The organism is Segatella copri (genome assembly GCF_019249765.2).
Taxonomy (GTDB): Bacteria; Bacteroidota; Bacteroidia; order Bacteroidales; family Bacteroidaceae; genus Prevotella; species Prevotella copri_K.
In genome coordinates this window covers 1643681-1655360 of record NZ_CP152484.1, presented here as the reverse complement: position 1 = coordinate 1655360, position 11680 = coordinate 1643681, and the positions used below count along the sequence as shown (strand labels likewise).

The following is an 11680-nucleotide window of genomic DNA, read 5'->3' as shown; positions in this document are numbered from 1 at the left end:
GTTTTTTTGCCGTTTCGTGATTTATTCTTACCTTTGTGGTCATAAGCTAGTATTGAAACATCATAAAACTGAACGATATGAATCATAAGAATAACATGTTGGCATTGAGCCAGGAGCGTTTTTCGGCTCGCAAGTTTACTCCGGAGGCGGTGAGCCAGGAGGATCTGGACTATATCATGGAGTGTGTACGCCTGGCACCATCGGCAGTGAACAGGCAGCCTTGGCGCTGGCTCATCGTGCGCTCAGAAGAGGCGAAGAAGAAACTGCAGGATTGCTACGACCGCGAATGGTTCAAGACGGCTCCTATATATATTATAGGTATGAAAAACGTGAATGAGAACTGGGTGCGCAGATATGATGAGAAACCGCATGGCGATATTGATGTGGCGATAGCGGCAGAGCATCTCTGTCTGGCTGCCACCGAAAAGGGACTGGGCACCTGCTGGGTCTGCAATTACGATACGGCGAAGATGCAGCAGTTCTTTTCGCGCGAGGGCTATGAGGCGGTGGTAATTATCCCTGTAGGTCATATTGCTGAAGACTGTCCACGCGCTGAGAAGAAGCGTAAGGAGATGAGCGAAATCACGGAAGAAATCTAGTTCTGATATAAGAAGAAATCTAGAGCTGTTATAAAAACTGGTATAAAAAGAAGCTGTATGGAAATGAACGAAGAATCCATCCTGGCATGGAATATCATAGAAAAGACAAATGCCAACCTCTTCCTTACTGGAAAGGCGGGCACAGGTAAGACGACCTTCCTCAAGCGATTGAAAGAACTGTCGCCAAAACGAATGATTGTGCTTGCTCCTACGGGCATTGCTGCCATCAACGCCGGAGGAATGACCATCCATTCGTTCTTCCAGCTTCCCTTCTCGCCATACGTGCCGGGCACGACCTTTGGCAGCGGCGAACAGAAACGCTATCAGTTCAGCAAGCTCAAGCGCAATATCATCCGCAGTATCGACCTGCTCGTTATCGACGAAATCAGTATGGTGCGCAGCGATCTGCTCGATGCTGTAGATTCTGTGCTTCGCCAGTATCGCAAGCGCCACGATTTGCCTTTCGGTGGTGTGCAGCTCCTGATGATAGGCGATTTGCAGCAGTTGGCACCCGTGGTTACGCCACAGGAAGAGCATCTGCTGGGGCAGCATTATGATACTCCTTTCTTCTTCAGCAGCAACGCTCTGAAGCAGGTGGGTTATCTCACCATCGAACTTAAAAAAGTGTACAGGCAGCAGGATGAACAGTTTATCTCGCTGCTCAACCAGATTAGGGAGAACAAGGCTTCTGAAGCTACGCTGCAGGCTCTGAACCAGCGCTATATTCCAAATTTTGTACCACCAAAGGAGGGCAATTATATCCGGCTTACCACCCATAATGCGCCTGCCCAGTATATCAACGAACAGCAGCTTGCTGCCTTGCCTGCGCAGTCATTTTCTTTTACAGCAGATATAGAGGGCGATTTCCCGGAAACATCTTATCCGGCCGATTTCAAGCTCACATTGAAGCCGGGAGCACAGGTGATGTTCATCAAGAACGACCCGCAGCACCGTTTTTATAATGGTATGATAGGCGAGGTGATAGGGGTTAGGACCGATGATGATGGCAGCAAGATTACCGTTCGCAGTAAGGATTCGGGCGAGGAGTTTGACCTGGAGAAAATGGAGTGGACCAATGCGAAATATACGCTGAACGAGAAAACCAAGGAGATAGAGGAGACGGTGGAAGGAAAATTCATGCAGTATCCTCTGCGTCTGGCGTGGGCGATAACTATCCACAAGAGTCAGGGGCTTACTTTCGAACATGCCATCATCGATGCTTCTCATTCTTTTACCCATGGTCAGACCTATGTGGCGCTGAGCCGCTGCAAGACTTTGGAGGGCATGGTGCTCAGTCAACCGCTTTCTCGCGGAGCCATTATCAGCAGTCAGACGGTGGATGCATTCACCAGCCAGCTTGCTGCGCCTAGTCAGGAGCAAATCAGCAGCCTGGAGCTGCAATACATCATTTATTGCATCAGCGAACTCTTCGATTTTTATTCCATCAGAGCCAGCTATGAGCATCTGATGCGCTGCCTGGTAGAGTTTTTTAATGGTAAATATCCGCGCGTGGTAAGCGAGTATCAGAAGCTGCGGGTGGTGCTGAAGAGTCTGATAGCCGTATCGGATAAATTCCGTGTGCAGTATACGGGTATGCTTGCCCGGAATCCTGATGTAAGACAGGCTGAGCTGCAAGACCGTATTCATAAGGGAGCTATGTATTTTCTTGACAAAATCGGCATTCTGAGTGATTTAATCAGAAAGTCGAATCTTGATACAGACAACAAGGTAGCTAGGAAACAGTTTGAAGACCGCTTCTCTGTTTTCTCAGAGGATGTAAAATTAAAAGAACGGCTTTTGAAGTATGAATGTAGTGCAGAATTCACGGTAACAGATTATCTGAAAAAGAAGGCGCAGTTCTTGCTGTTGGATGCAGATGCCTCATCAGATAGCGGTTCGGGCAGAAAGTCAAGGAGACAGAAGAAACCGAATGAACCGAAGGTGCCGAAAGTCGCTTCGAAGGAGGTAAGTTATGATTTCTATATGCAGGGAATGACGGTAGATCAGATTGCTGCTAAGCGGGGCTATACAAAAGGCACCATTATTGGTCATCTTACTCCTTATGTGAAAGAAGGAAAGATTGGACTGCGGGCGCTGATTTCAAGTGCCCATGAAAAGAAAATCCGTGATTTCATGAAGGCTCATCCAGAATTGGAGCTTTTTAGTGAAATAAAGGAAGCCCTGGGAGCCGGTATTGAGTATTACGAAATCAAACTGGTTCATGATTTGATGGAGGGGGAATAAAGCATTCTTCCGCCATATTATGATAATAGCCGTAACTATATTTGCAGTAGTTACGGCTATTTTTTTAAAAATTATCTAGAGTTGGCTCACAGCCTCTTCCAGCTGCTGCAAAGCCTGTTTGATAATACTTCTTGGTGCAGCTACATTCAATCGCATGAATCCTTCTCCGCCAGGACCGAACATCTCTCCATCATTCAATGCCAGATGCGCCTTGTCGATGAATAGGTCGAGAAGTGCATCGTGAGAAAGATGCAGATCACGGCAGTTGAGCCATACGAGGAAGGAAGCCTGTGGACGCAAAGGGCGAATGCCCGGAATATGTTCACGGCAGTAATCTTCTACGAACCGGATATTGTCCTCAATATAGGCAAGCATCGCCTTGCGCCATTCTTCTCCCTTGCGGAAGGCTGCGATAGTGGCGATAGGAGCAAAGAGGGTTGGCTCATCCAACTCGTTTGCGCTTAACCATTTATAAAACTTATTCCGAATATCTTCGTTTGGAATAATGGCGTAGCTGTTCACAATTCCAGCTATATTGAAGGTTTTGGAAGGAGCCTGGAAGGTGATGCTGATGTTGCGTGCCTTGTCTGAAACCGAAGCAAACGGGATGTGCTTGTGACCGAAGAGCGCCATATCCGCATGAATCTCATCGCTGATAACGAGCAGATGGTGCTCATAGCAGAAGTCGGCAAGCTGCTGCAGGGTTTCCTTGCTCCAGGTAATACCGCCCGGATTATGAGGATTGCAGAGGATGAGAATCTTGCATTTCTCATCGCAAACCTTCTCGAGATTTTCGAAATCCATCTCGTAATATCCGTCTTCCCTCATCTTCAGCGGATTGAAGACCACCTCTCTGCCATTACCCTCTGGGGTGAGGCGGAATGGGTGATAAACGGGTGGCTGGATGATGACTTTTTCGTCAGGCTGGGTGAAGACATTCACCACGAGTCCGATGCCTTTAACAATACCAGGAATGAATCTTATCCACTCTCGCTTCACATCCCACTGGTGGTGGTCGCGAACCCAGTCGATGATGCTAGGAAGGTAATCTTCCGGCTCCATCGTGTAGCCGAAAAGAGAGTGTTCCAGACGTGCCTTGAGGGCATCTGTAATGAAAGATGGGGTCTCGAAATCCATATCAGCTACCCAGAGTGGCAGCAAATCATCTCGCCCCCAACGAGGCAACAGGGCGCCATGCTTCAGGTCGTCGCTGCCCGAACGGTCTATGACTTTATCGAAATTGTACATTTTACTTTGAACTTTGAGCTTTGAACATTGAACTTTATGATTAGCCCTTTTTACTCAGCCCTATTAACTATAAACTATCAATTATAAACTATCAACCGCCTGCTTGATGTCTTCGAAGAGATCATCCACATCTTCCAAGCCGATGCTCAATCGGATAGTGGTGTCTTTCACGTCCATCGACTTGCGCATGCTCTCAGAGAATGCTCCGAAGATGGTGCTTGCCGGATGGATGGCGAGCGAACGGTTGTCGAAGAGGTTGGTGGCGCGATGGATGAGCTTCAGATTGTTCAGAAAACTGAAGCAGGCTTCCTTGCTCTCCAGGTCGATGCAGATCATGGCTCCCGCAGTTTTTCCAAACTGGCGCTGCGCCAACTCGTGATAAGGATTATCCTCCAGACCCACATAGTTTACTAATTTTATCTGAGGCAGAGAGCGCAGCTTCTTGGCAAGCTCCAAGGCATTGCTGCTCTGTACACGATAGCGAGCATCGAGCGTTTCAAGTCCGATGGTCTGCATATAAGCCACCTGTGGGGTCATATAGGCACCGAAATTGAAGAGCATTTCTCCATAAAGACGCTTGGCGAAATCGCCGTTGTAAGGAGTACCGTAGTCGATAACCAGACCGCCGAGCGAAGTAGCACCGCCGCTTACATATTTAGAACTGGAAACCACCTCAATATCTACTCCCAGACTCTTAGCCGAGAATTGTGTGAAAGGAATTACGGTAGAATCCACCACCAAAGGTACATTTTTTTCATGTGCCACTTCAGAGATGGCTTTCAAGTCAGCAACTTCCAGCTGCGGGTTGGTCAGGATTTCGAGAAATACGCAGCAGGTGTCATCATCAATGGCTTCGCGCACGGCTTCGATATTGGTCAAATCGCGCAAACGCACCTTTACACCAAAACGGCGCAGAGTGGCTACGAGCAGGGCATAAGTATTGCCGAAGAGATGCTTGGATGTAACAATATTTTTGCCTTGTGCTGCCAGCGCCATGAGGGTGTTGCTGATGGCTGCCATTCCTGAGTTGAAGGCGGTGGCATGAGCAGCATCGGTGAGGGCTGCCACACGGCGCTCCAGGTTGGTTACCGTAGGGTTCTCTACGCGCGAATAATCTGGAGCCTTGATCTTGTCGGTGAATGCTTCAGCCATGACGGCAGCATTGTCGAATTCGTAGGCAAGGGTGTTATATACTGGCACGCTCAGCGAGTCGTATGCATCGCGGCGCTCATATTCCAAATGAATAGCTTGAGTCTGTTTCTTCATCATTCTGTTATTTTATGTGATATTTTTCGTGCAAAAGTACAAAAAAGAAATCAAATAGACAATAAATTGCATAAAAAAAAACGAGTTGCGAATGCTTTTTATGCATTGCAACTCGTTGGAGAGGGGTTTAACCCAACAATAACCTATTGGCTCATCCGATTAACTTAAAGATAACATTTGTATGGCAAAAATGCAGCAAAAAGAGCAAATTGTAACAGAAATATTCGTTTATCTCGAATTTTATTTGTAATTTCGCACCAAAAACAAAAATAAGGATATTTATGAATAAACTGATTCTGAAAACAACAAAAAGTGGACTGCTGGCAGCTGCCCTGATGGCTTCAATCTCTGCCAGTGCCGAAACCATAGAGGTGAAAACGCTGAAATATGCAGGCCCCTATGCCGTAGCACAGCCTTGGATGGCTGACAGTGTGAACATCAAAGGCGAAGTGTTCGACCTTAAGCAGTTGCTCGATTCGCCGCTGTCTTTCACCTTATTAAATAAAGGCAAGGAGGTGACTGCAGCCCAACTCCTTGCCGACAAGCAGGATGCGCTCCATCTGGCTTCTTTCTGCGTTTCTAACACCCAGCGCACCAAAGCAACCATCGCGATAGAAGGATTGGAGCAATACCGCCTGTTTGTAGACGGCGAACAGGTAGCGGTGAACGGCGATAAGGCTGAAACCATCCTGACTCCTTCGCAGCATACGGTTGTCATCAAATATCTTACCCGGAAGAATGCATCTTCTGATAAGAAATCTATCAAGTTGACCGTAACCGCAGCCAACGGTGCTCCGCTTTCTGTAGGCGATGCGGCAGCCAAGCGCGCCTATAACATCTATGATGTGATTTGTGCGCCCAACTATCCGAGTGTTTCTATCTCACCAAACGGAAAGTTTATCGTAGTTCGGAAAACCTGGGTAGATAGAAAAGGTAATAACCATAGCATTAGCGAATTGCGCAACTCTCAGACTAACAGAGTGATGGCTACATTTGAGGAGAACGTAAAATGGATGCCTTCAAGCAATAAACTGTATTTCACGCAGAAGGCGAGCGACAGCAGTATTGCCGGAGAAGAAAAGCAGGATGGCACATTGCAGCTCATCACCATCAATCCGCTGACGATGGAGCGCGAAGTGCTGGCTAGCCATCTTCCTGAAGGCTGGTTCCAGTTTACACCCGATGAAAAAACGCTCATCTATACGCTCACTACTGAAGGCAGAAAAAAAGATCCGCAAGTTTATGATGTAAAAGAACCGGAAGACAGACAGCCTGGTTGGCGCGAGCGCAGCAATCTCGCCAAATATGATCTTGCATCGGGCATTCTCCAGCCGCTCACCTTCGGTTACCACAACATCTATCTGATGGATATTTCTGCCGATTCGCGTTATCTGCTGATAGGAAAGGGAGAGGAACGACTCACCAAGCGTCCTACAACCCTGACATCATTCTACCGCCTGGATTTGGGCAGTATGAATACTTCTTCAGCCACAACGCCAAAGGTAGAAACCCTGATAGAGAAGGGTGAATTTCTGAACAGCGCCCAGTTCTCGCCAGATGGCAAGAGCATTCTCGTGAGCGCTTCGCCAGAAGCTTTCAACGGCATTGGAAAGAATGTGGAAGAAGGACAGACGCCTAGCATGATCGACACCCAGCTCTATCTGATGACCTTGTCGGATAAGAAGGTTCGTCCGCTGACCAGGGATTTCAATCCGAACGTGCAGAGTGTGGAATGGAGCAAGGCTGATGGAAACATCTATTTTACAGCTGAAGATAAAGACTGCGTGCACCTCTTCCAACTCAATCCAAAATCGGGCAAGTTTACGCTTCTCAAGACTCCTGAAGAGTACATCAAGAGTTTCTCGCTTGCATCTTCTGCAGCAGAAATGGCTTTCTCCGGTCAGAGTGCATCCAATGCCGACCGACTCTATAAGATGAATACGAAGGTGCTGAAATCGCAATTGGTTGACGATTTGAGTGCGCGCGAACTGAAGGATGTTGAACTGGGCGAATGCAAGGCTTGGAATTTTGTCAATTCAAGAGGCGACACCCTTTGCTGCCGTTACTATCTGCCACCTCATTTTGATGCTGCCAAGAAGTATCCGATGATAGTGAACTATTATGGCGGATGCAGTCCTACGAGCCGCATGTTCCAGAGCCGTTATCCTCATCATGTTTATGCAGCGATGGGCTATGTAGTGCTGGTTGTGAATCCTAGTGGAGCCACCGGATTCGGTCAGAAATTCTCAGCCCGCCATGTAGATACGGCAGGCGAGGGAGTGGCTGAAGATATCATCTCCAGCACCCAGGCTTTCTGCGATGAGCATGCTTTCGTAAACCGCAAGAAGATTGGTTGCATCGGTGCCAGCTACGGCGGATTCATGACCCAGTATCTTCAGACCAAGACCGACCTCTTTGCAGCTGCCATCTCGCATGCAGGCATCAGCGACCATACCAGCTATTGGGGTGAGGGCTATTGGGGCTACAGCTACAGCGAAGTTTCTATGGCGAACGAATATCCTTGGACCAACAAGCATCTCTTTGTAGATCAGAGTCCGCTCTATAATGCCGACAAGATTCATACTCCGCTGCTGTTTGTTCACGGCACGGCAGATAATAATGTGCCTGTGGGCGAGAGTATCCAGCTCTATACAGCGCTGAAACTCCTTGGCCGTCCTACGGCGATGGTATTGGTAGATGGTCAGGATCATCACATCATCGACTACGAGAAGCGACTGAAATGGCAGAACACCATCTTTGCCTGGTTTGCCAAATGGCTTCAGGATGATGCTTCCTGGTGGACAGAAATGTACGGAGATGAAAAGATGTAGTTGAAGCTTCGGCAAAAATGCCAACTTCAGTCTCTATCAAATAAAAAAGAGATTATATTCCCTAAAAACAAGGCGAATATAATCTCTTTTCTTTTATATGTTTATTTCTTGCAGTTTAGCGTGATAAGCAGGGAAATCATGGCGAAAGCAATTCCTACGATGCAGACACCGAGCCAGTCGGCTTGCGTCCAGACGTAACCGGCACAGAAAGTGCCTAGCGAACCACCGATGAAATAGCTGGTCATGAAGATGGTGTTGGCGCGGTTGGAAGCCTGCGGAACCTCCTGCAGACAACCACTCTGATTGCTGAGCTGCTGACATTGCAGACCGATGTCAACCAGGATAATGGCTGCGATGAGTCCGGCGTAAGTGTCGCCGAAAAGCAAGGCTATTGCCCAGGCAATGATCTGCATTCCTGCTCCGAACAGATTGAATTTTCGAATGCCAAACCTAGGAATCAGTTTTCCCACACCACTGGCAGCAACGGCTCCCATGATTCCGCAAAGTCCGAGCATTCCTACCATATCACTTCCTGCGCTGAAAGGTGGCTGCGCCAGATGGAACGCCAGACAAGACCATATTGCCATCATACTGCCGAACCCGAAGGCTGCACGGGTGGAATAGATGCGGATAGAAGAATGGAAAAAGAAAATTTCTGCTATCGTGGTCATCAGCCCTCTGTAGGTTCCTACATAGTTGCGCTTCATTTCAGGCATCATCAGCAGCATGATTCCCATGCAAAACACCATCACGAAAGCAGCTATGATAAACATCTCCCGCCATCCCAGCCATTCGCCGATGTAACCGCTGATGACTCGTGAGGCGAGAATGCCCGTCAGCAGTCCGGAGAGTACAATGCCCATATTCCTGCTCTTGTTCTTGGGTTCCGAAAACTGTCCGGCTATCGGAATGAAGAACTGCGGAATCACCGAACAGGCGCCAATCAGCAGTGAAGCTCCCCAGAGCATCCAAACGTTTTGCGCTGCAGCCATCACGATAGCCATCAATGCAGCAATGGTCATATTGACAAGGATGAGTTTCTTGCGCGAAAGCATGTCGCCCAAGGGAATGAGGAAGAATAAGCCCAGCGCATAACCTATCTGGGTAATGACGGTGATGAGGTTAGCCTTCTGCTCGGTAATATCCAGGTCGTGGCGGATGAGTTCGAGAAGCGGCTGATTGTAGTAGCAGTTGGCTACGGTGAGTCCTGCGACGATAGCCATCATCAGGAGAATGCTGCGGGGAATGCCCTGATTTTCTTTTAGCTGTATCATTTTCTGTCTGTTTGTTTCTTTGTTTTGAGTGCAAAGTTACGAAAAAATTCTCGGCAATCAAAGTTTTTGGGGACGATTTCTTGGGAAAATCTTCTGTTCTTTCCCTCGCGCGCGTACCTTATTATATGTATATAGTGCTGCTCTGAAGAGGTGTTGGCGCGCACCCTTGTTACGCTAAAAAACACCGAAAAGTGTTAAAATTAGGCTGTTTCCGAGCACACTAAAAACTTTAACCTTTGTTAGCACTTTGTAAGTATCTGATTTATAGCGATTTGTAATTTTGTTACAAAATCACCTAAAAAAAAATCGCAAAAAAAAGAACAACGTATCAAAAAAATGCTTACCTTTGCATCGTTCAAAAGAACAAATGATTGTTTTACAGATTTTAAAAAAGCAAAGAAAATGAAGAAATTAGTTTTTATGTTCGTAGCTATCGCAGCTATCTCTTTCGCATCATGTGGTAACAAAACAGCTCAGAACACAGCTTCTGTTGATTCTGACACAGCTCAGGTAGATACAACTGCTGCTGACACTGCTGCTGCTGATACAGCTGCTGCTGATTCTGCTAAGTAATTTGAAATTACTTGCGAACGAAAAAATGAGAGAAACAACCGCTGGACTTCGGTCTAGCGGCTTTTTTCGTTTTATAGACCCTAAGGTCTTTTTGGGGGAGAACGCCCTGAAGGGGCAGAAGCTCCTAGCCCAGGGCAACACCCTGGGGATGAAAGCAATCATCAATGCGCCCTGTAAGGGCAAAAGCTTAAAAGAAACCAAAGAAAAAGATAAATATATGATAGATTCAAGTGCCTTCCAAGGTAAAAAGGCAGCTTACTATACGCTAGGCTGCAAACTCAACTTCTCTGAAACTTCCACTTTTGGCAAAATGCTCGAAGACATGGGCGTCATTACTGCTAAAAAGGGGGAGAAAGCTGATATTTGTCTGATTAACACCTGCTCGGTAACAGAAGTTGCCGATCATAAATGCCGTCAGGCTATCCACCGGATGGTGAGAAACAATCCGGGCGCATTTGTTATCGTGACGGGCTGTTATGCGCAGCTCGAATCTGAGAATGTCAGCAAGATAGAGGGTGTAGACCTCGTGTTGGGTGCTAACGAGAAGGCGAACTTGATTCAATATCTCAGCGATGCATGGGCGCAGAAATTTGCCCAGGAAAACGGATTGGCTGCTCAGACTCCTCAGAACGTCAATGAGGAAAGTTCTCAGAACGGCGATGCTGCGGCTCTTCATCAGCATTATAGCGTGAAGACAAAGGAAATCAAGACTTTCCAGCCTTCTTGCTCGCGTGGCAACCGTACCCGTTATTTCCTGAAGGTGCAGGATGGCTGCAATTATTATTGCACCTATTGCACCATTCCTTTTGCCCGAGGCAATTCGCGCAACCCGAGTATCCAGTCGCTTGTGGCTCAATGTGAGCAGGCGGCTGCTGAAGGCGGTAAGGAAATCGTCATTACCGGTGTGAATATCGGCGATTTCGGTCAGACTACCCACGAGCGATTCATCGACCTTGTCAAGGCGATGGATCAGGTAGAAGGAATCAAGCGTTACCGCATCTCGAGTCTGGAGCCTGATCTCTGTGATGATGATCTCATAGAGTATTGTGCCCAGAGCCGTGCTTTTATGCCCCATTTCCACATTCCTCTGCAGAGCGGAAGCGATGAGGTGCTCAAGCTGATGCATCGCCGTTACGACAAGGCGCTCTTCGCCCACAAAGTGAATCTTATCAAGGAGAAGATGCCTGATGCGTTTATCGGTGTCGATGTGATGGTGGGCTGTCGCGGCGAAACTCCGGAGTGTTTTGAAGAATGCTATGAGTTCCTGAAGAGTCTGCCTGTTACCCAGCTCCATGTCTTCCCTTATTCTGAGCGTCCGGGCACGGCTGCCTTGAAGATTCCGTATGTGGTTGACGAGAAGGAGAAGAAGAAGCGCTCCAAGCGACTATTGGAGTTGAGCGATCAGAAGACGCAGGAATTCTATGCCCAATACATCGGTACTGAGGCTGAGGTTCTCTTTGAAAAGGCGCCAAGAGGCAAGGCAATGCATGGGTTCACCAAAAACTATATCCGTGTAGAACTTTCGCCGGCTCTCGCCAAGGAAGAATACGACAACCAGCTTATCAAGGTTCGTCTGGGTGATTTCAATCACGATAAGACGGCGCTGAAGGCAGAGCTTCTTTAGTTGATAGTTAATAGTTTATAG

At 47.6% G+C, this 11680-nt stretch carries 8 protein-coding genes; 5 read left to right on the top strand and 3 right to left on the bottom strand.

Annotated features, from left to right (window positions below):
• The first annotated feature begins 77 nt into the window (after positions 1-77).
• Both KUA46_RS07460 and KUA46_RS07455 read left to right on the top strand, forming a co-directional pair.
• Entirely contained in the window at positions 78-599 is a 522-nt protein-coding gene (locus tag KUA46_RS07460; protein ID WP_153119284.1) for a nitroreductase family protein, read from the top strand.
• Positions 600-656: 57 nt separating this feature from the next.
• Positions 657-2843 carry a helix-turn-helix domain-containing protein gene (locus KUA46_RS07455; RefSeq protein ID WP_218486942.1) on the top strand — a complete coding sequence of 729 codons (2187 nt, stop codon included), beginning with the start codon at positions 657-659 and terminating at the stop codon, positions 2841-2843.
• 75 nt (positions 2844-2918) lie between these two features.
• On the opposite strand, the gene KUA46_RS07450 is transcribed toward KUA46_RS07455, so the two are convergent.
• Entirely contained in the window at positions 2919-4091 is a 1173-nt protein-coding gene (locus KUA46_RS07450; RefSeq protein WP_022122039.1) for a MalY/PatB family protein, read from the bottom strand.
• An 81-nt stretch (positions 4092-4172) separates the two neighbouring features.
• Entirely contained in the window at positions 4173-5357 is a 1185-nt protein-coding gene (locus tag KUA46_RS07445) for a trans-sulfuration enzyme family protein (protein WP_022122038.1), read from the bottom strand.
• A gap of 281 nt (positions 5358-5638) precedes the next feature.
• On the opposite strand from KUA46_RS07445, the gene KUA46_RS07440 reads away from it, so the two are divergent.
• Positions 5639-8188 carry a S9 family peptidase gene (locus KUA46_RS07440; RefSeq protein ID WP_218486943.1) on the top strand — a complete coding sequence of 850 codons (2550 nt, stop codon included), beginning with the start codon at positions 5639-5641 and terminating at the stop codon, positions 8186-8188.
• Positions 8189-8289: 101 nt separating this feature from the next.
• Here KUA46_RS07440 and KUA46_RS07435 read toward each other — a convergent pair whose 3' ends face one another.
• Entirely contained in the window at positions 8290-9462 is a 1173-nt protein-coding gene (locus KUA46_RS07435) for an MFS transporter (RefSeq protein WP_119229485.1), read from the bottom strand.
• Between the two features lie 402 nt (positions 9463-9864).
• On the opposite strand from KUA46_RS07435, the gene KUA46_RS07430 reads away from it, so the two are divergent.
• Entirely contained in the window at positions 9865-10035 is a 171-nt protein-coding gene (locus KUA46_RS07430) for a PG1828 family lipoprotein (RefSeq protein WP_218486944.1), read from the top strand.
• Positions 10036-10252: 217 nt separating this feature from the next.
• The gene (gene mtaB / locus KUA46_RS07425) at positions 10253-11659 is read left to right on the top strand and encodes a tRNA (N(6)-L-threonylcarbamoyladenosine(37)-C(2))-methylthiotransferase MtaB (RefSeq protein ID WP_218486945.1); all 1407 of its coding nucleotides are present in this window, start codon (positions 10253-10255) and stop codon (positions 11657-11659) included.
• Positions 11660-11680 lie beyond the last annotated feature (21 nt).